At 57.3% G+C, this 20,711-nt stretch carries 14 protein-coding genes; 2 read left to right on the forward strand and 12 right to left on the reverse strand.

The features are described 5' to 3' along the window. Positions 1 to 562: 562 nt before the first annotated feature. From eno to rlmD, 5 genes are all read right to left on the reverse strand, one after another. Complete coding sequence (gene eno / locus ACJY2L_RS18090; RefSeq protein ID WP_067433242.1) at positions 563 to 1,861, reverse strand: phosphopyruvate hydratase; 1,299 nt, start codon at positions 1,859 to 1,861, stop codon at positions 563 to 565. 91 nt (positions 1,862 to 1,952) lie between these two features. Beyond that, on the reverse strand, positions 1,953 to 3,590 hold the full coding sequence (gene pyrG, locus ACJY2L_RS18095) for a glutamine hydrolyzing CTP synthase (protein ID WP_067433245.1): 1,638 nt from the start codon (positions 3,588 to 3,590) through the stop codon (positions 1,953 to 1,955). A gap of 257 nt (positions 3,591 to 3,847) precedes the next feature. Continuing rightward, entirely contained in the window at positions 3,848 to 4,642 is a 795-nt protein-coding gene (gene mazG / locus ACJY2L_RS18100) for a nucleoside triphosphate pyrophosphohydrolase (protein WP_439213912.1), read from the reverse strand. Between the two features lie 77 nt (positions 4,643 to 4,719). Continuing rightward, the gene (gene relA, locus ACJY2L_RS18105; RefSeq protein ID WP_067433248.1) at positions 4,720 to 6,951 is read right to left on the reverse strand and encodes a GTP diphosphokinase; all 2,232 of its coding nucleotides are present in this window, start codon (positions 6,949 to 6,951) and stop codon (positions 4,720 to 4,722) included. 32 nt (positions 6,952 to 6,983) lie between these two features. Then, positions 6,984 to 8,300: a 23S rRNA (uracil(1939)-C(5))-methyltransferase RlmD gene (rlmD, locus tag ACJY2L_RS18110; protein WP_439213872.1), complete on the reverse strand. Its 1,317-nt coding sequence runs from the start codon at positions 8,298 to 8,300 to the stop codon at positions 6,984 to 6,986. A gap of 111 nt (positions 8,301 to 8,411) precedes the next feature. Between rlmD and barA the strand changes: the two genes are divergently transcribed. Further along, entirely contained in the window at positions 8,412 to 11,138 is a 2,727-nt protein-coding gene (barA, locus tag ACJY2L_RS18115) for a two-component sensor histidine kinase BarA (protein WP_439213871.1), read from the forward strand. 33 nt (positions 11,139 to 11,171) lie between these two features. Here barA and ACJY2L_RS18120 read toward each other — a convergent pair whose 3' ends face one another. From ACJY2L_RS18120 to ACJY2L_RS18145, 6 genes are all read right to left on the reverse strand, one after another. Next, positions 11,172 to 12,314: a glycerate kinase gene (locus ACJY2L_RS18120; protein ID WP_067433257.1), complete on the reverse strand. Its 1,143-nt coding sequence runs from the start codon at positions 12,312 to 12,314 to the stop codon at positions 11,172 to 11,174. An 86-nt stretch (positions 12,315 to 12,400) separates the two neighbouring features. After that, positions 12,401 to 13,291, reverse strand: coding sequence for a 2-hydroxy-3-oxopropionate reductase (gene garR, locus ACJY2L_RS18125; protein ID WP_439213870.1), 891 nt, complete (start codon positions 13,289 to 13,291; stop codon positions 12,401 to 12,403). A gap of 15 nt (positions 13,292 to 13,306) precedes the next feature. Continuing rightward, positions 13,307 to 14,077: a 2-dehydro-3-deoxyglucarate aldolase gene (garL, locus tag ACJY2L_RS18130; protein ID WP_439213869.1), complete on the reverse strand. Its 771-nt coding sequence runs from the start codon at positions 14,075 to 14,077 to the stop codon at positions 13,307 to 13,309. 47 nt (positions 14,078 to 14,124) lie between these two features. After that, complete coding sequence (gene gudD, locus ACJY2L_RS18135) at positions 14,125 to 15,462, reverse strand: glucarate dehydratase (RefSeq protein ID WP_209501481.1); 1,338 nt, start codon at positions 15,460 to 15,462, stop codon at positions 14,125 to 14,127. A gap of 12 nt (positions 15,463 to 15,474) precedes the next feature. Continuing rightward, complete coding sequence (locus ACJY2L_RS18140) at positions 15,475 to 16,821, reverse strand: enolase C-terminal domain-like protein (RefSeq protein WP_439213868.1); 1,347 nt, start codon at positions 16,819 to 16,821, stop codon at positions 15,475 to 15,477. Further along, positions 16,818 to 18,176: an MFS transporter gene (locus ACJY2L_RS18145; protein WP_209501479.1), complete on the reverse strand. Its 1,359-nt coding sequence runs from the start codon at positions 18,174 to 18,176 to the stop codon at positions 16,818 to 16,820. Before ACJY2L_RS18145 ends, ACJY2L_RS18140 begins: the two co-directional genes overlap by 4 nt. 490 nt (positions 18,177 to 18,666) lie before the next feature. Here ACJY2L_RS18145 and garD point away from each other — a divergent pair, with 490 nt between their 5' ends. After that, entirely contained in the window at positions 18,667 to 20,226 is a 1,560-nt protein-coding gene (garD, locus tag ACJY2L_RS18150; protein ID WP_067433278.1) for a galactarate dehydratase, read from the forward strand. Between the two features lie 31 nt (positions 20,227 to 20,257). On the opposite strand, the gene ACJY2L_RS18155 is transcribed toward garD, so the two are convergent. Next, the gene (locus ACJY2L_RS18155; RefSeq protein ID WP_439213867.1) at positions 20,258 to 20,704 is read right to left on the reverse strand and encodes a flavodoxin; all 447 of its coding nucleotides are present in this window, start codon (positions 20,702 to 20,704) and stop codon (positions 20,258 to 20,260) included. Between the last annotated feature and the right edge of the window lie 7 nt (positions 20,705 to 20,711).

The raw sequence follows: 20,711 nt of genomic DNA on the forward strand, positions 1-20,711 counted from the left end.
GAGGAGGCATCACAAACGCCGAGGCGAAAGCGTTTTCCAGGGCGAGCCGCAGGGATGCGGCGAGAATAAGCGCCGCGCCGGGAGCGCGTCGCGCATGGTCCGTCAGGAAAAGGCTTTTGCCGAGGGCACCCACGAAGTGGGCGGTTGTGTTTGCCGGATAGCGCGGGTGCAGGGCCGGGGCGACTGCCGGCCCTGCTCGGGCAGGCTTTAGCCTGGACGAAATGGCCTTTGACCTTGACCTGGGTTTTGACCTTTAGAGGCATCACAAACGCCGAGGCGAAAGCGTTTTCCAGGGCGAGCCGCAGGGATGCGGCGAGAAGGCGCGCTGAGCCGGGAGCGAATCGCGCCTGGTCCGTCAGGAAAAGGGTTTTGCTGAGGGCACCCACGAAGTGGGCGGTTGTGTTTGCCGGATAGCGCGGGTGCAGGGCCGGGGCGACTGCCGGCCCTGCTCGGGCAGGCTTTAAGCCTGGACGAAATGGCCTTTGACCTGGCCCTGCCCGGCCCGCCGTCAGGCAAAAAAAAAGCCCCATTGCTGGGGCTTCTTATCAGGGTAAGGCGTGGCTTATGCCTGGCCTTTCACTTCTTTCAGACCGTTAAACGGTGCTTTTGAACCCAGCGCTTCTTCGATACGAATCAGCTGGTTGTACTTAGCAACGCGATCTGAACGGCTCATTGAACCAGTTTTGATCTGGCCCGCTGCGGTACCTACTGCCAGGTCGGCAATGGTCGCATCTTCGGTTTCGCCTGAACGGTGAGAGATCACTGCAGTGTAACCAGCGTCTTTCGCCATTTTGATCGCAGCCAGCGTTTCGGTCAGTGAACCGATCTGGTTGAATTTGATCAGGATGGAGTTAGCGATACCTTTATCGATGCCTTCTTTCAGGATCTTGGTATTGGTTACGAACAGATCGTCGCCAACCAGCTGGATTTTGTCGCCCAGCACTTTGGTCTGGTAAGCAAAGCCGTCCCAGTCAGATTCATCCAGGCCATCTTCGATGGAAACGATTGGATACTGCTTGGTCAGATCTTCCAGGAAGTGGGTGAACTCTTCTGAAGTGAAGGCTTTGTTGCCTTCGCCAGCCAGCACATACTTGCCGTCTTTGTAGAATTCAGAGGCCGCACAGTCCATCGCCAGGGTGATATCTTTACCCAGCTCATAGCCTGCTGCTTTAACCGCTTCAGCGATAACAGCCAGTGCTTCAGCGTTAGAGCCGAGGTTTGGCGCGTAGCCGCCTTCATCGCCAACGGCCGTGTTCAGGCCTTTAGCCTTCAGCACTTTCGCCAGGTGATGGAACACTTCTGAACCCATACGGACCGCTTCTTTCAGGCTTGAAGCGCCAACCGGCTGGATCATGAATTCCTGGATGTCGACGTTGTTGTCGGCGTGCTCGCCGCCGTTGATGATGTTCATCATTGGCAGTGGCATAGAGAATTTGCCTGGAGTGCCGTTCAGCTCAGCAATGTGCTCATACAGCGGCATGCCTTTAGAGGCAGCTGCTGCTTTGGCGGCTGCCAGAGAAACGGCCAGGATCGCATTAGCACCAAAGTTGGATTTGTTCTCAGTCCCGTCCAGATCGATCATCACTTTATCGATGTTCGCCTGATCTTTCGCATCTTTGCCTTTCACAGCATCTGCAATCGGGCCGTTTACCGCAGCTACCGCTTTGGTCACGCCTTTACCCAGGAAACGAGATTTGTCGCCGTCACGCAGTTCCAGTGCTTCACGTGAACCGGTAGAAGCCCCTGATGGTGCCGCTGCCAGACCCACAAAACCGCCTTCAAGATGTACTTCCGCTTCCACAGTCGGGTTACCACGTGAATCAATGATTTCACGACCGATGACTTTTACGATTTTGGACATTAGATTTTCCTCAGTACTGGTTAAGCTAAGCTTGTTACGATCCTAAGACAAACAACGCGCGAAAAGTTCGCGCGCTGCTCGTGAATACTGCTTACTTCGCTAAACGCTTCTGGTGCTCGCTGGCCGCTTTCACAAAGCCGGCAAACAGCGGATGCCCATCGCGTGGCGTTGAGGTGAATTCCGGATGGAACTGGCAGGCAACAAACCATGGATGATCGGGAATTTCGATAATCTCTACCAGTTGGTCATCTCCGGAGCGACCGGCAATACGTAAGCCCGCCTCTTCGATGCGATTTAATAGCATGTTATTCACTTCATAGCGATGACGGTGACGCTCAACGATGGTGTCAGTACCATACAGCTGACGCACCAGGCTGTCGCCGGTGAGCTGGCACTGCTGGCTGCCAAGGCGCATGGTGCCGCCAAGATCGCTCTGTTCAGTACGCACTTCAACGTTGCCGTTTTCATCACGCCATTCGGTAATCAGCGCCACAACCGGGTATTTACAGTCCGGTACAAACTCCGTGGAGTTCGCGCCTTCCATGCCCGCTACGTTGCGCGCAAATTCCATCAGCGCAATCTGCATGCCGAGACAAATGCCCAGGTACGGCACCTTGTTCTCACGCGCATACTGCGCGGTCATCAGCTTGCCTTCCACGCCGCGATAGCCGAAACCACCAGGGATCAGGATAGCATCTAAATCTTTCAGCAGTTCGACACCGCGCGTTTCTACGTCCTGCGAGTCGATCAGCTTGATGTTCACCGTGACGCGGTTTTTCAGGCCACCGTGCTTCAGCGCTTCAATCACCGATTTGTACGCGTCTGGCAGTTCAACATATTTGCCCACCATACCGATGGTGATTTCACCGCCCGGATTGGCTTCTTCATAAATGACCTGCTCCCATTCGGCGAGATTCGCTTCCGGTGCATTCAGATTAAAGCGTTTACAGATGTAGTCATCCAGGCCTTGCGATTTCAGCATGCCCGGAATTTTGTAGATAGAGTCGACATCTTTCAGCGAGATAACCGCTTTTTCCGGCACGTTACAGAACAGCGCGATTTTCGCCCGCTCATTGGCCGGCACGGCGCGATCGGAACGGCAAATCAGCACGTCTGGCTGGATACCGATCGACAGCAGCTCTTTCACCGAGTGTTGGGTCGGTTTGGTTTTCACCTCACCCGCTGCCGCCATGTAAGGCACCAGCGTCAGGTGCATATACATGGTGTGTTCACGGCCAACATCTACCGCCATCTGGCGAATCGCTTCAAGGAACGGCAGTGATTCGATATCACCCACCGTGCCGCCGATTTCCACCAGCACCACATCGTGCCCTTCACCGCCCTCAAGGATGCGCTCTTTGATCGCATTCGTAATGTGCGGGATTACCTGAATCGTGGCGCCAAGATAGTCGCCGCGGCGCTCTTTGCGCAGCACTTCAGAGTAAATACGGCCAGTGGTGAAGTTGTTGCGGCGTGACATTTTAGTGCGAATGAAACGCTCGTAGTGACCCAAATCGAGGTCAGTTTCGGCACCGTCATCGGTGACAAACACTTCCCCGTGTTGCGTCGGGCTCATGGTACCCGGATCCACGTTGATATAGGGGTCCAGCTTCATGATGGTCACGTTCAGACCACGTGCTTCGAGGATGGCTGCGAGGGAGGCTGCGGCAATGCCTTTACCCAGAGAGGAAACAACCCCGCCGGTCACAAAAATATAGTTCGTTGTCATGCTGAACCTGAGAGTTTAGGTTTAAAGACGATGGAATAACCAGGACGGGAAAACAGTATACCGGAACTCCCATAAGGCCACAATTGATGATTCATTTTCACTCCATCGTCTTATTGCGGATAAAGTAGCCGATTGGCCCGGATTGAATTTTGATGTGCGTCACAAAATCGACGCTTTGCTGAATCGTGTAAGCTCAACTGTCGAAAGGTTGTGCAATCCGCTGCGCCGGGCCGATTTCAGCTCAGCGCAGGGTGAACTTATGCCTGGTTTTTTTCGCCCTGTTTAACCTGCTGCCAGGCGGCCTCCATCTGTTCCAGCGTCGCCTCCTGCATTTGCAGTTGCTGGCTGGCAATGATCGCCTCTACCTGTCGGAAACGGCGTTCAAACTTGTCGTTGGCCTTTTGCAGCGCGGTCTCCGCTTTTTTACCCAAATGTCGCGACAGGTTTACCGTGGCAAACAGCAGATCGCCCATCTCCTCTTCGAGCTTATCCTCGTCAATAACCGTCTGCTGGGCCTCGTGCATCACTTCATCAATCTCTTCATGCACTTTCGCCACCACCGGCCCCAGCGTGGTCCAGTCAAAGCCCACGTTGCTGCAACGCTTCTGGATCTTATGGGCGCGCATCAGAGCGGGCAACGCGCGAGGAATGTCATCCAGCGCCGAATGCTGCGCTTTATCGGCTCGCTCTGCGGTTTTGATTTTTTCCCAGTTTTGCAGCACCTGAGCGCTGTTCTCCGCCTGTGCATCGCCGAAAATATGGGGATGACGGCGCTCAAGCTTGTCGCTGATAGCGTGGCAGATATCGTCAAAGTTGAAGCGGTGTTCTTCCTGCGCCATCTGTGCGTAAAACACCACCTGGAACAGCAGATCGCCTAACTCCCCGCGCAGATCGTCGAAATCCTCGCGCTGAATGGCATCCAGCACTTCGTAAGTCTCTTCCAGGGTATAGGGCGCAATGGTGGCAAAGGTCTGTTCGCGATCCCACGGGCAGCCGTGTTGTGGATCGCGCAGGGTTTTCATGATGTTCAGCAGGCGGTCAATAGCGGTCATAGCGGCGGTCTCGTCATTCTGTTCAGGTGCAATGTTGTCCACATTGCACCTGAGATCGGGCGCGACCGCAAGCTGGCTTAGTGCAGGCGGCGCGCGTCGATGATATCCGGCACCTGATTCAGGCGCGCTAAGACACGGCCCAGCACCTGCTGATTGTAGATTTCAATATCCATATCGATGGTCGCCAGCTGCTTACGGGTATCGCTGCGGCTGGCAACGCCAAGCACGTTGACCTTCTCATTAGCCAGAATGGTGGTGATGTCACGCAGCAGGCCGCTGCGATCGTTGGCGGTGACGCGCACCACCAGCGAATAGCCACTGGAATAGCTTTCGCCCCACACCGCATCGACAATCCGCTCCGGCGCATGGGAAATCAGATCCGCCAGCTGGTCGCAGTCGGCACGGTGAATCGAAATGCCGCGGCCCTGAGTGATAAAACCGACAATATCATCGCCGGGAATTGGCTGGCAGCAGCGCGCAATGTGGTGCATCAGATTACCGACGCCTTCTACCACCACGCGGCCGCTCTGTTTGCTGCTCGGCGCGTGTGACTTCTGTGTCAGCTGGCGCAGCGCCTCACGATCTTCCTCTTCGGCGCTCGGCTTATTCAGCTTCGACTGCAGGAAGTTGACCATCTGATTAAGACGGATATCGCCGCCGCCAATTGCCGCCAGCAGCTCATCCAGCGAGGTGACGTTATAGCGCGGCAGCAGCAGTTTTTCCGCCTCTTTCAGGCTGATGTCGAGCTGGCTCAGCTCGCTGTCGAGAATTTGTCGTCCGGCAACAATGTTTTTGTCGCGATCCTGCTTGCGGAACCAGGCGTGAATTTTAGAACGCCCTCGGCTGGTGGTGATGTAGCCAAGATTGGGATTGAGCCAGTCGCGGCTCGGGTTCGGCTGCTTCTGCGTGATGACCTCGATCTGATCGCCCATCTGCAGCTGATAGGTAAAGGGCACGATGCGGCCGCCAATTTTGGCGCCAATGCAGCGGTGACCGATATCGCTGTGAATATGGTAGGCAAAATCCAGCGGCGTGGAACCCGCGGGCAGATCGATAACGTCGCCTTTTGGCGTAAACACGTAAACCCGATCGTCAAAGACCTGGCTGCGCACCTCTTCCAGCATTTCGCCAGAATCGGCCATCTCTTCCTGCCAGGCGATCAGCTTACGCAGCCAGGCGATGCGCTCTTCGTGGCCCGCCGCGCCGCGCGCATGGCTGCTGCTGGTGGAGCCCTCTTTGTATTTCCAGTGAGCGGCAACGCCCAACTCGGCATCTTCATGCATCTGCCGGGTACGGATCTGGATCTCTACCGTTTTGCCGCGCGGGCCGAGCACCACGGTGTGAATGGACTGATAGCCGTTGGGTTTCGGGTTGGCGACGTAATCGTCAAACTCGCTGGGCAGGTGGCGATAAAGCGTATGCACAATGCCGAGCGCGCCGTAACAATCCTGCAGGCGCTCCGCCACAATACGCACCGCGCGCACATCAAACAGCTCGTCAAAGGCCAGCGCCTTTTTCTGCATCTTGCGCCAGATGCTGTAAATATGTTTCGGACGGCCGTAAACCTCCGCCTTCACGCCCTCTTTCACCATTTCGGTGCGCAGCGAGTTAACGAAGGTATCGATGTATTGTTCACGGTCGATACGGCGCTCGTGCAGCAGTTTGGCGATGCGTTTGTATTCGTCGGGATGCAGATAGCGGAAGCAAAAATCTTCCAGCTCCCATTTGAGCTGGCCGATGCCGAGCCGGTTGGCCAGCGGCGCATAGATATTGGAACACTCTTTCGCTGCCAGCACCCGCTCATCTTCGGTACCATCTTTCACTTCGCGCAGGTGCGCGATGCGCTCCGCCAGTTTCAGCACCACGCAACGGAAATCTTCTACCATGGCCAGCAGCATGCGACGTACGTTATCGACCTGTTCAGAGGCCATGGAATCGTTGTGAATCGCCTTCAGCTGGCGAATTGCATCCATGTCACGTACGCCATGCACCAGCGAGACGATGCCCTTGCCGAACTGCTCTTCCAGCGTCTCTTCCGACACCACGTCGGCGTTAGCCAGCGGGAAAATCAGCGCGGCGCGCAGGCTGTCGATATCCATACTGAGCATCGAGAGGATTTCCACCATCTCAATGCCGCGCCAAAGCAGCAGTGCCTGATCGGGATGATTTTCGGTGGCGGCATGACAATAGCGCCAGATTTCGGCAAGGCGTTCACATGACTGTTGGTTGGTGATCCCCAAACTGGCGATCCATTGGTCGATCGCGAACTCGCCAGCCGTATTCAGATGTGCACTTCTTACCGCAACCATATCCTCTCCTGATCGAACGCTCCGCAGAGCGCTTAGGTTTTGCTGAAAAGCACCATGGATTCGAGATGACCGGTATGTGGAAACATATCGAGCATCGCGACCCTCTCCAGGTGGTAACCGGCAGCCAGTAAAGTCTGACTGTCCCGCGCCAGGGTCGCTGGATTGCACGACACGTACACCACACGCTGTGGGGCCAGCCTGGCGATATGCTGCATTACGCCTGCGGCCCCGGCACGCGCCGGATCCAGTAACACCTTATTAAAGCCTTGCGCCGCCCATGGCTGGCGCGTCACGTCATCGTCTAAATTTTCATGAAAGAAGGTGACGTTATTAAGATTATTCAGTGATGCATTATACGCACCCTGGCGAACTAATGCTGCAACACCCTCCACACCGACAACATTTTCTGCCTGTTTCCCCGCCGGAAGTGTGAAATTTCCCATCCCGCAAAAGAGATCCAGCAGCCGATCTTGCGGCTGCAGATCGAGCCAAGCGAGCGCGCGACTCACCATCTGCTGATTCACCGCATCGTTAACCTGAATAAAATCACGCGGACTGAAACTCAGGCGCAAACCTTGCGAGTAATAAACCGGCGGCTCGCCGTTGACCTGCTCCAGCGTCTCGCTGTCCGGGGCCAAAAACAGCGATACCTGCTCTGTATGCGAAAACTGTTCCAGTTTTTGCCGGTCGGCGGCGCTTAGCGGCTCAAGATGGCGCAGGATCATCAGCGGTCCGTTATCGGCCTGCACCAGCTCAATGTGTCCCAGACGGCGCGCCGCCTGTAAACTGCGCAGGCACTGGCTGAGTGGCGCAATCAGTGCATTAAGTTCGGGCATCAAAACAGGGCATTCGGTGATTTCCACCAGTTCAGCCGAGGCGGCCTGGCGAAAGCCCATCTGCAACCGCTTCTCTTTCGGCAGGTAATTCAGGCTCAGGCGCGCGCGACGACGATAGCCATATTCACTGCCGCTGATGATTTCATCAATGGCGATATCGCGACCCGCTTCCCGGCTGAGCTGACGCGATAACGCCCGCGCCTTGCTCTCCTGTTGTAGCGCAACCGACGCATGCTGCTGCTGGCAGCCGCCACAGCGTGAAAAGTAGGGGCAACGTGGCGTCACCCGCTGCGGGCTGCGGGTGATCAGCTTGCTGGCTTTGCCGCGCGCATATTGGCGCTTCTCCTCCAACAGCGTGACCTCCACTTCCTCGCCCGGCAAGGCGCCGCTAATAAACAGCGCCTTGCCCTGATGACGGGCAACGCCCTGACCAAAGGGATCGAGATCGTCGACCGTTACGGTGATGCGTTGGCGGGTCGTCACGCGCCGCTTTGCAGAGTAGAATTGCGCCATAATGTTCTCGGGATAAGAGTAAAATCGCGCGTAATCTACCGCAGGTGCTGGCGATTTACGACTTCAATGCGCGTTACGCGGCGGCATCCTCGCTGCCCTGAATGGGATAGTATGACCAAATATAGCCTGCGGGCGCGAATGATGATTTTAATCCTGGCCCCGACGCTGATGATCGGGCTGCTGCTCAGCACCTTTTTTGTGGTGCACCGCTATAACGAGCTGCAGCGTCAGCTGATGGACGCCGGCGCCAACATCATTGAGCCGCTGGCGGTCTCCAGTGAATATGGCATGGCATCGCACAGCCGCGATGCGGTGCGCGAGCTGGTCAGCCTGCTGCACCGCCGCCACTCCGCTATCGTGCGCGCCATTACCGTATTTGATGACAACAACGAGGTTTTCGTCACCTCTAATTATCAACAGCATGGCGATCTGCTGCGGCTGCCTGCGGGCGTCGAGCCACCTCAGGCGCTGGCCAGTGAACGTCACGGCAACGTGATTATTCTGCGCACGCCGATTCTCTCCGAAACCTGGTATCCCGACGAGATGCGCGGCAAAGCGCTTAAGCCCACCGGCAATCCGCTCGGCTACGTCGCCATTGAGCTCGATCTGCAATCGGTGCGCCTGCAGCAGTACAAAGAGGTGTTTGTCTCCACGCTACTGCTGCTGTTTTGCCTCTGCATCGCCATGCTGTTCGCCTACCGCCTGATGCGTGACGTGACCGGTCCGATCCGCAATATGGTCAGCACCGTGGATCGCATTCGTCGCGGCCAGCTCGACAGTCGGGTTGAAGGCCATATGCTCGGCGAACTCGATATCCTGAAAAACGGCATTAATTCGATGGCGATGTCGCTGACCGCCTATCACGAAGAGATGCAGCACAACATCGATCAGGCGACCTCGGATCTGCGCGAAACGCTGGAGCAGATGGAGATACAGAACGTCGAGCTGGATTTAGCACGCAAACGCGCACAGGAAGCGGCGCGCATCAAATCTGAGTTCCTTGCCAACATGTCGCATGAGCTGCGCACGCCGCTCAATGGCGTGATCGGCTTTACCCGTCAGACGCTGAAAACGCCGCTCAGTGCCACCCAACGTGACTATCTCAATACCATCGAACGCTCGGCCAATAACCTGCTCAGCATCATCAATGACGTGCTGGATTTCTCCAAACTGGAAGCGGGCAAGCTGGTGCTGGAATCGATCCCCTTTCCGCTGCGCGCCACGCTGGATGAAACTATCGTACTGCTGGCGCCCTCGGCGCATGAAAAAGGGCTGGAAATCACCATCAGCCTGCAAAGCGACGTACCGGATAACGTTATTGGCGATCCGCTGCGTTTGCAGCAGATTGTCACCAACCTGATCGGTAACGCGGTGAAGTTTACCGAGCGCGGCAATATCGCCCTACGCATCGATAAACGCGCGCAGAATCATGAAAAAATTGAGCTGACGCTGCGCGTGCAGGACAGCGGTATTGGCATCGCGGAAGAACAGCAGTCGCAGCTGTTTCAGGCGTTTCGCCAGGCCGATGCCAGCATCTCCCGTCGGCATGGCGGCACCGGCCTTGGCCTGGTGATTACCCAGCGGCTGGCCAACGAAATGGGCGGGGATATCGCCTTTCAAAGTCGGCCCAATGAAGGATCAACGTTTTGGGTGCACTTCTCGCTCGATCTTAACCCCAACGCCAGCAGCAACCCGCATGCGCTGATGGCGCTTCAGGGCAAACGGCTCGCCTACGTCGAGGAGAATGCCATTGCGGCGCAGGCGACGCTGAACATGCTCAGCAGCACGCCGCTGGAGGTGAGCTACGGCACCAGCCTCAACGCCCTGCCCGATGCGCATTTTGATATTTTACTGATGGGCATGCCGGTCAGCCGTCAGCCGCGCGCCATTCCTGCTGAACTGCTGCAGCGCCAGCTGGCGATCGCCAACAGCGTGATCATGGCGTTACCGAGCCAGATGCTGATCTATGCCGAAGAGCTGAAGGCGCGCGGCATTGATGCCTGCATCGCCAAACCGGTTACCTATACGCGCCTGATGCCGATCGTGCTTGAGCTACACACTCGCACGCTTTATGACCTGCCGCCGTCGACGCGATTACCGCTGACCGTGCTGGCGGTGGATGATAACCCGGCCAACCTTAAGCTGATCGGCGCGCTGTTACAGGAACAGGTCGAGCACACGCTGCTCTGCGACAGCGGCGAGCAGGCGATCGCCATCGCGCGCCAGCAGCGACTGGACGTGATCTTAATGGATATTCAGATGCCGGATATTGACGGCATCCGCGCCAGCGAAATCATTCGCGCCATGCCGCAGCATCAGCACACGCCGATTGTGGCAGTCACCGCGCACACCATTGATGGCGATCGCGAGCACCTGATCAAAGCGGGCATGAACGATTATCTTGCCAAGCCGATTAACGAACAGAAGCTGGCGCTGTTGCTGGCGCGCTATTCGCCCGGCGTGGTACATGAGTCGCAGCCGGTGCCGCATCTGCAACTGCCGTCGCTGGACTGGTCGCTGGCGCTGCGGCAGGCGGCCAACAAAACCGATCTCGCGGAGGATATGCTGGGCATGCTGCTCGATTTTCTGCCCGACGTGGCGCAGCAGGTTGAACAGTTTATGGAGCAAAAAGATGCGCAGCGTCTGCGCGATATCATCCATAAACTGCACGGCAGCGCCAGCTACAGCGGTGTGCCGCGACTGAAACAGCTCTGTTTGCAGCTGGAGAAAAGCCTGCGTCAGCAGGAGGATATTGCAGAGTTTGAGCCGGAGATTTTTGAACTGCTGGATGAGATGGAAAACGTTGCCCGCGAGGCAAAACGCCTGCTGGCACGCTAAAGTAAAACCGGGCAGTCCGCGCCCGGTTGCACATTACTTCAGCTGCTGGCCCATCTTCAGCAGCGCGGCAACGTTGCGTGAGCTCAGCCGCAGGTTTTCAGCGGCCTTTTCCAGCGCCTCTTCCAGCGTACAGATACTGTAGATAATGCTGAAGACCGCATCGATACCGTGCTGATGCACCACGCCAACGTCAGCGGTCAGGCTGCCTGCAATGCCAATCACCGGCTTGTTGTAGCGCTTCGCCACCTTCGCCACACCAATCGGCACTTTGCCGTGAATCGTCTGACTGTCGATGCGGCCTTCACCAGTAATCACCAGCGTGGCATCTTTGACCAGCGCATCCAGTCCCAGCGCCTCGGTGACAATTTCAATGCCGCGGCGCAATTCCGCCTGGCAAAACGCATGCAGCGCGGCACCCATGCCACCGGCCGCACCGCCGCCTGGCACGTGCAGCACGTCGATATCCAAATCGCGCTGAATGATCGCCGCATAGTGTTGTAACGCAGCATCCAGTTGCGTGACCTGCGCCGGTGCCGCGCCCTTTTGCGGGCCAAAAATAGCCGATGCGCCCTCTTTGCCGGTTAACGGATTAGTGACATCACAGGCCACCTCAAAGCGGCACTGTTTGATGCGGGCATCGAGTTGACTGTTATCGATACGCGCCAGATCGGGCAATGCGCCGCCGCCAAAACCGATCTGCTGATCCTGCGCATCTAACAACTGCGCACCCAGCGCCTGCATCATCCCTGCGCCGCCGTCATTGGTGGCGCTGCCGCCAATGCCGATAATAAAATGCTTAACGCCTTTATCCAGCGCGTTATGAATCAGTTCACCGGTGCCGTAAGAGGTGGTAATCAGCGGATCGCGCTGGGCGGCAGGCACCAGTTCAAGGCCGCTGGCGGCAGCCATTTCGATAAAGGCGGTTTGCTCATCGCCGGAGAGACCATAAAAAGCGTCGACTTTTTTGCCCAACGGCCCGGTTACCTCCAGTTTGACAATCTTTCCCTGTGTCGCCGCCACCATCGCTTCCACGGTTCCCTCGCCGCCGTCGGCAACGGGCAATTTGACATAGTGCGCCTGCGGGAAGATTTCGCGGAACCCCGCCTCAATCTCCGTGGCGACCTGCAGGGCGGATAAACTCTCTTTATATGAATCCGGTGCGATAACTATTTTCATAAGCGTTCCGAGCGCGGGTGAACTGACAGCCGTCAGTCAGGTATCAGCCTGCTGATGAGACCCGGCGCAACGGCGCCGGGCCAGGATCAAACCTGCCGGGAGACTTCGATCTTCGCTAACTTCTCATAATAGCAGGCCAGCGCGCTGTGGTCGGCGGTGCCCAGACCATCGGCTTTCAGCGCCTGCATCATCTCCATTACCGCGGCGGTCAGCGGCAGCTGTGCACCGATGGAGTGTGAAGTATCAAGCGCGTTAGCCAAATCTTTGATATGTAAATCGATGCGGAAGCCTGGCTTGAAGTTACGGTCCATGACCATCGGCGCTTTGGCATCCAGCACCGTACTGCCGGCAAGGCCGCCGCGAATCGCCTGATAAACCAGATCCGGACTCACGCCCGCCTTGGTGGCCAGCGTCAGCGCTTCGGCCATCGCGGCGATGTTCAGCGCAACAATCACCTGGTTAGCCAGCTTGGTCACATTACCCGCGCCAATTTCACCGGTGTGCACCACCGAACCGGCCATCGCTTTCATGATGTCGTAACATTGATCAAACAGCGTTTTGTCGCCGCCGACCATCACCGACAGCGTGCCTTCAATCGCTTTTGGCTCACCTCCGGAGACCGGCGCGTCCAGTAGGGCAATCTGCTTTTCAGCCAGCGCAGCATGAATTTCGCGGCTGGCCAGCGGCGCAATCGAACTCATGTCGATCACCACCGTGCCCGGCTTCGCGCCGTCCACTACGCCATTTTCGCCCAGCACCACTTCTTGCACCTGCGGGGAATTGGGCAACATGGTGATGATCACATCACTCTGCTCCGCCACTTCTTTAGCCGTTTTGCCCACGGTGGCACCCAGCGCCACCAGCTCAGCTTCGTTTTCTGCATTGTGATCGCGCACCACCAGGCTGTAACCCGCTTTAATCAGGTTTTTGCTCATTGGCTTGCCCATGATACCAAGGCCAATAAATCCAATTTTCATCTGTGACTCCTCACTTTATTTTTTAAAACGATCGCACAGCGCCTGGGTGGCATTGCGGAAAACCCCTAAATCACTGCCGACGGCGACAAAACCTGCGCCCCATTCCAGATAACGGCGCGCATCTGCTTCCACCGGCGCCAGAATACCGCTGGGTTTACCGGCGGCTTTGGCGCGCTCAAAAAGGTACTGGATCACCTTGAGCACTTCCGGATGCGCAGGCTGGCCGAGATAGCCCAGCGCGGCAGAGAGATCGCCCGGCCCGACAAAAATGCCGTCCACCCCTTCCACCGCGGCAATGGCATCAATGTTGTCCACCGCCTGCTGCGTTTCGATCTGCACCATCACCGTGATGTTGTCGTTCACCGTGCTGTTGTAATCGGGCAGCGTGCCGTACATGTTGCTGCGGTGAGAAACCGACACGCCGCGAATACCGGCCGGTGGATAGCGCGTTGAGGCAACCGCCAGCTGCGCTTCCTCTGCGGTTTCGACAAACGGAATCAGAAAGTTGTAAAAGCCGATATCGAGCAGGCGTTTGATGATCACCGGTTCGTTACAGGGCGGCCGGACCACGGCGGCGCTGCTGCTGCCCTTGAGTGCCATCAGCTGTGGCACAAAGGTGGTGATATCATTCGGCGCATGTTCGCCATCCAGCACCAGCCAGTCGAATCCCGCCAGGCCGAGCACTTCGGTGGTCAGCGGATTGGCCAGCGCACACCAGCTGCCAATCAGGGTTTCGCCGGCCAGCAGACGCTGACGAAAGCGGTTCGGATAGATCGCGTTGCTCATAATGACTCCTGTTAATCAGGCTTCGCGCGTGACGCCAAGCCAAAAAGTTAGCGCACCAGGCAAGGACGCTTATTGTCGAAGGTCCAGTCTGGCACCAGAAACTGCATCGCCTGCGCGTCGTCGCGGGCGCCCAGCCCATGCTGTTGATACAGCGCGTTTGCCTTCATCACCTGATCCATATCCAGTTCGACGCCGAGGCCCGGCTTTTGCGGCACCTGCACCATGCCGCCTTTGATTTGGAAAGGCTCTTTGGTCAGCCGCTGATTACCCTCCTGCCAGATCCAGTGGGTATCTATGGCGGTAATGCTGCCCGGCGCGGCGGCGGCAACGTGGGTAAACATCGCCAGTGAAATATCGAAATGGTTATTGGAGTGCGAGCCCCAGGTCAGGCCAAAGTCATGGCACATCTGCGCCACGCGCACCGAGCCTTGCATGGTCCAGAAGTGCGGGTCGGCCAGCGGAATGTCCACCGACTGCAACGACAGCGTATGGCCCATTTGTCGCCAGTCGGTGGCGATCATATTCGTGGCGGTAGGCAGGCCGGTGGCACGGCGGAACTCCGCCATCACCTCGCGGCCGGAATAGCCCTGTTCGGCACCGCAGGGATCTTCCGCGTAGGCGAGCACGCCGGTCAGCTGTTTGCCGAGCAGGATCGCCTCATTCAGCGACCAGGCGCCGTTGGGATCGAGCGTGATGCGCGCCTCAGGAAAACGCTTCGCCAGCGCGGTCACCGCTTCTGCCTCTTCGCTACCGCGCAGCACGCCGCCCTTGAGCTTGAAGTCATTGAAGCCATATTTTTCATAGGCTGCTTCAGCCAGCCGAACGACGGCGTCTGAGGTCAGCGCCTCTTCGTGGCGCAGGCGATACCAGTCACATTTGTCATCACGCTGGTTTTGATAAGCCAGCGAGGTTTTGGTGCGGTCGCCGATATAGAACAGATAGCCAAGCATCTCTACGCTATCGCGCTGCTGCCCTTCGCCAAGCAGGCTGGCGACGTTAACCTGCAGGTGCTGCCCGAGCAGGTCGAGCAAGGCGGCTTCGATGCCGGTGACCACATGAATGGTGGTGCGCAGATCAAAGGTTTGGTTGCCGCGTCCGGCAGCATCGCGATCGGCAAAGGTCGTGCGTACCAGCGTCAGCAGGTTTTTGTATTCGCCCACCGTTTTGCCAATCACCAGCCTGGCGGCATCTTCCAGCGTCTGACGAATTTTCTCGCCGCCGGGAATTTCGCCCACGCCGGTATGGCCTGCGTTGTCTTTGATGATCACGATGTTACGGGTGAAAAAAGGCGCGTGCGCCCCGCTCAGGTTAAGCAACATGCTGTCGTAACCGGCGACCGGAATCACCTGCATGTCGGTGATTTTTGGCGTGCTTGTCTCGTTCATTTGCAGCTCCTTTTACTGATAATCGCGGCCAAACGCCGGGCGTTTACGATCGAATGTCCAGCCAGGAATGAGGTATTGCATCGCCTGAGCATCGTTGCGCGCGCCCGCAGGCAGCGTTTGATACAGCGCATGTGCTTCATGGACTTTGTCCCAGTCGAGCTCGATGCCGAGACCGGGCCGATCCGGCACGGCGATCTTGCCGTCGCGGATTTGCAGCGGTTCTTTGGTCAGCCGCTGATCGCCCTCCTGCCAGATCCAGTGGGTATCGATAGCGGTGGGTTTGCCGGGCGCTGCCGCACCGACGTGGGTAAACATCGCCAGCGAGATATCAAAGTGGTTGTTGGAGTGACAGCCCCAGGTCAGGCCCCACTCATCGCAGAGTTGCGCCACGCGCACAGCGCCGCTTAACGTCCAGAAGTGCGGATCGGCCAGCGGGATATCGACCGCATTGAGCATCACCGCATGGTTCATCTCACGCCAATTGGTGGCGATCATATTGGTGGCAACCGGCAGGCCGGTGGCACGGCGAAACTCCGCCATCACCTCGCGCCCGGAATAGCCCTGTTCGGCGCCGCAAGGGTCTTCTGCGTAACTCAGCACATCCTGCATGTTTTTACAGAGCGCAATCGCTTCTTCCAGGCGCCAGGCACCGTTGGGATCGACGGTAATTCGCGCCTGTGGAAAACGTTTTTTAAGCGCCGACGCCGCCTCCAGCTCGTGCTCGCCCGGCAACACGCCGCCTTTCAGCTTGAAGTCTTTAAAGCCATATTTGTCCTGTGCCGCTTCGGCGAGGCGCACAATCGCCGCGCTATCCATCGCCTGCTGGTGACGCAGGTGATACCAGTCATGGCTGGCGCCTGCGCCATCGCGATAGGCCAGATCGGTTTTCTCACGATCGCCGATATAGAACAGATAGCCGAGCACGGTGACCTCGTCGCGCTGCTGGCCGGGTCCTAACAGTTCCGCCACCGGTACGCCGAGATGCTGACCGAGCAGATCCAGCAGCGCCGCTTCCAGCGCCGCCACCGCATTCACCCGCAGTTCAAAGGTCCAGGCGCCCTTGCCGAAGGTATCGAAATCTGCCGACTGATTGCCTTTATGCACCTGCTGCACCAGACGGTTCATGCGGGCAATCTGCTGGCCTTCCACCTGCGGAATAGCCTGTTGCAGCGTCTGCAAAATGGTTTCCCCACCGGGCGCTTCACCTACGCCGGTGTGCCCGGAGCTGTCGGTAAGCACCACGATATTGCGGGTGAAGCAGGCGCCGTGCGCGCCGCCGATGTTGAGCAACATGCTGTCGTAGCCCGCGACCGGGATCACCTTCATGCTGGTGATCACCGGGCTGCTTTGCGTCGTCATAGTGGATCCTTGTGCATCGGTTTCAGTTCAAAGCGTTTGATGTCGCCGGTGATGAACAGGAAGCTGAACGCAGCGACAAAGGCGTGGATGCCGACATAGACCAGCGCGCCGTTATACGATCCGGTCGTCGCGATGATGTAGCCGATAGCGATAGGCGTTACGATGCCCGACGCGTTACCAAACATGTTGAACAGACCGCCGCTGAGACCGCTGATCTCTTTCGGTGCGGTATCGGCCATCACCGCCCAACCCAGCGCGCCAATGCCCTTGCCGAGGAAGGCCAGCGCCATAAAGAACACCACCACCCATTCGGTATCGACATAAATACAGACCACCATGGAGATCGACATCAGCATGCCCACCACAATCGGCGTCTTACGGGCGATGTTCAGCGAGCCGGTTTTGCGCATCAGCATGTCGGAAATTACCCCGCCCAATACGCCGCCGATAAAGCCGCATACCGCGGGAATCGAGGCGACAAAGCCCGCCTTCAGAATCGACATGCCGCGCTCGTTGACCAGATAGAGCGGGAACCAGGTGATGAAAAAGTAGGTTAGCGCGTTGACGCAGTACTGGCCGAGATAGATGCCCAGCATCATGCGCGAGCTAATGAGCTGGCGAATCTGGAACATTTTTTCGTCCCAGCCGACTTTGCGCTCCTCTTTCTTCTTGTCCATGTTGATCAGCGCACCGCCCTGCTCAATATATTCAAGCTCCGCTTTGTTGACGCCCGGATGATCGTTGGGATCGTGGATCACCTTCAGCCAGACAAAACTGAGGATGATGCCCAGCCCGCCCATAAACCAGAAAACGTGTGCCCAGCCGACGGCAGAGGTCAGCCAACCCATAATCGGCGCAAAAATCACCGTGGCGAAATATTGCGCCGAGTTAAAGATGGCCACCGCCGTGCCGCGCTCCTGCGCCGGAAACCAGGCAGCAACAATGCGGCTGTTGCCGGGGAATGAAGGGGCTTCCGCCAGACCCACCAGGAAGCGCAGGGTGAACAACGCAATCACAATGCCGAAGCCATCAAAGACGTCGACAAAACCCTGTAACAGCGTGAACAGCGACCAAATGAAGATGCTGTAGAAATAGACGCGCTTTGAGCCGAAGCGATCGAGTAACCAGCCACCCGGAATCTGCCCGATCACATAAGCCCATGAGAATGCAGAGAAGATATAACCCATGCCGATCGGATCGAGTCCGATATCCCTGGCCATTGATGTGCCAGCGATGGAGAGCGTGGCGCGATCACCGTAGTTAAACGAGGTGACGATAAATAACATCACGACGATCCAATACCGCGCGTTGGTTCTTTTCTCCACCGCGCTTTTGGCGGGGCTGATTGTACTCATGATGCACTCCTGAAACTGTTTTCACTCTGCATGCATACACATCGCGTTGGGTATCAGAATGAGGTCGGGTTAAAAACAGCGATTTTATTGTTGGCAAACAATCTCTTTGCGCAGTGTCAGGTCATATCCTGGTGCAACGTTGAAAAGTATATGAAGGGCGGCTGGCGCAGGCATTAGATGAACGCACGAGTATTTGCACTAACAAACATCGTTTTTATGGCATTTGCACATTTGAGTGCGCGAGCGCTCACGAAAACTGTTTTTAGCGACGATTTATTACGTCAAATCGCATGCTTTTATCGGGCTTTGTGAGAATCTTCACTTGTACCTGGTGAAGCGCCAGAAAATAGCCGTAATCAACCGGTGAATGGCCGACATTTGCACAGTGTGGTGCCCCCCGCGGCTGCCTATACTTTTTCCGGCAAACAATTTCCGCAGTTGATGTGTATCGCATCACTTTTACCGTTTTCTCACTGTGGGCAGATGAGCAATGAATAAAATCACCGTAGAGACACCGCTTTATATCAAGGTGCATGAGTCGGACAATGTCGCCATTGTGGTGAATAATCATGGCCTTCCCGCCGGTACGATGTTTGCCGGTGGCCTCAGACTGATTGAGCAGGTGCCGCAGGGCCATAAAGTGGCGCTCAGCGCCATTGCCCGCGGCGAACCGATTCTGCGCTATGGCGAAATTATTGGTTATGCCGTGCAGGATATTGCCCAGGGCAGCTGGGTAGAGGAGTCGCTGGTGGCCCTGCCGGAAGCGCCGCCGCTGGCAAGCCTGCCGCTGGCGAATCAGGTGCCGCCGCCGCTGCCACCGCTTGAGGGTTACACCTTTGAAGGCTATCGCAACGCCGATGGCAGCGTTGGCACGCGCAATCTGCTCGGCATTACCACCAGCGTGCATTGTGTGGCGGGCGTGGTCGATCATGTGGTCAGGATCATTGAGCGTGAACTGCTGCCGCGCTATCCCAACGTCGACGGCGTGGTGGCGTTGAATCACCTTTACGGCTGTGGCGTGGCAATCAATGCCCCGGCAGCGGTGGTGCCGATCCGCACCGTGCATAACCTGGCGCTCAACGCTAACTTCGGCGGCGAAATTATGGTGGTCAGCCTCGGCTGCGAGAAGCTGCAGCCAGAGCGTCTGCTGGCGCCGGGCGGCGGGCTGGAGGCGATTAACGTCGGCGATGATGACATTATTCGTTTACAGGATGAGCAGTTTGTCGGTTTTGAGGCGATGGTGACGTCAATTTTGCAGGTGGCCGAGCGCCATTTGCAGCGGCTTAACCAGCGCCAGCGTGAAACCTGCCCCGCCTCAGAGCTGATTGTCGGTATGCAGTGTGGCGGCAGCGATGCTTTTTCCGGCGTGACCGCCAATCCGGCGGTCGGCTTCGCTTCCGATCTGCTGGTGCGCTGCGGTGCCACGGTGATGTTTTCAGAGGTCACGGAAGTACGCGATGCGATTCATTTGCTGACGCCGCGCGTGATCGATGAAGCGGTAGGCAAGCGCCTGCTGGAAGAGATGGCGTGGTATGACGACTACCTCAATCAGGGTAAAACCGACCGCAGCGCCAATCCCTCACCAGGCAATAAAAAAGGTGGCCTGGCGAACGTGGTAGAAAAAGCACTGGGTTCGATTGCCAAATCAGGACGCAGCGCCATTGTTGAGGTGCTTTCTCCCGGCGAACGCCCTACCCGTCGTGGCCTGATTTATGCCGCTACGCCAGCCAGCGACTTTGTCTGCGGCACGCAGCAGTTGGCATCGGGCATTACGTTGCAGGTGTTTACCACCGGCCGTGGGACGCCTTATGGTCTGGCGGCCATTCCGGTGATCAAAATGGCAACGCGTAACGCGCTGGCGGAGCGGTGGCATGATTTGATGGATATCAACGCGGGTACTATCGCCACCGGGGAAGAGACGATTGAGCAGGTGGGCTGGCGGCTGTTTGAATTAATTCTGGATATTGCCAGCGGCCGCAAACAGACCTGGTCCGATCGCTGGGGAATTCATAATCAGCTGGCGGTATTTAACCCTGCGCCGGTGACCTGAAGGCCGCCAGCACAGGCTGGCGACGCTGGAATTACAGCAGTTGCATCCACTGCTCAACCCATGGCATGGCCACGGACTCCGGCTCAGGATGCTCTTCAGCATCAATCAGCAGCACGTCGCCCAGCCGTTGCGCGCCCTGCTCCTGCAGCAGGGCGTCAAACTTCTTGCCGCCGCCGCAGAAATGCTCATAGCTACTGTCGCCCAGCGCGATAACGCCGTAACGCAGATCGGGCTGGTGGCCCAGCTTTTCACGCATCTCTTCGTACAATCTGCCGATGCTGTCAGGCAGATCGCCCTGGCCAGTAGTCGAGGTGATAATCAGCGTCACCTCACTGGCGTAGGGTTGCCAGTCAGCCAGCGTGGCGTCTTCATAAACATGCACATCGTGCCCGGCCGCCTGCAAAACAGGCTGCGCTTCTTCCGCCACTAACAGGGCATTGCCGTACATCGTGCCCACAAATATTCCAATCCTGGCCATTGCTGCT

Source organism: Duffyella sp. Ts4 (assembly GCF_051851875.1).
Taxonomy (GTDB): Bacteria; Pseudomonadota; Gammaproteobacteria; order Enterobacterales; family Enterobacteriaceae; genus Duffyella; species Duffyella gerundensis.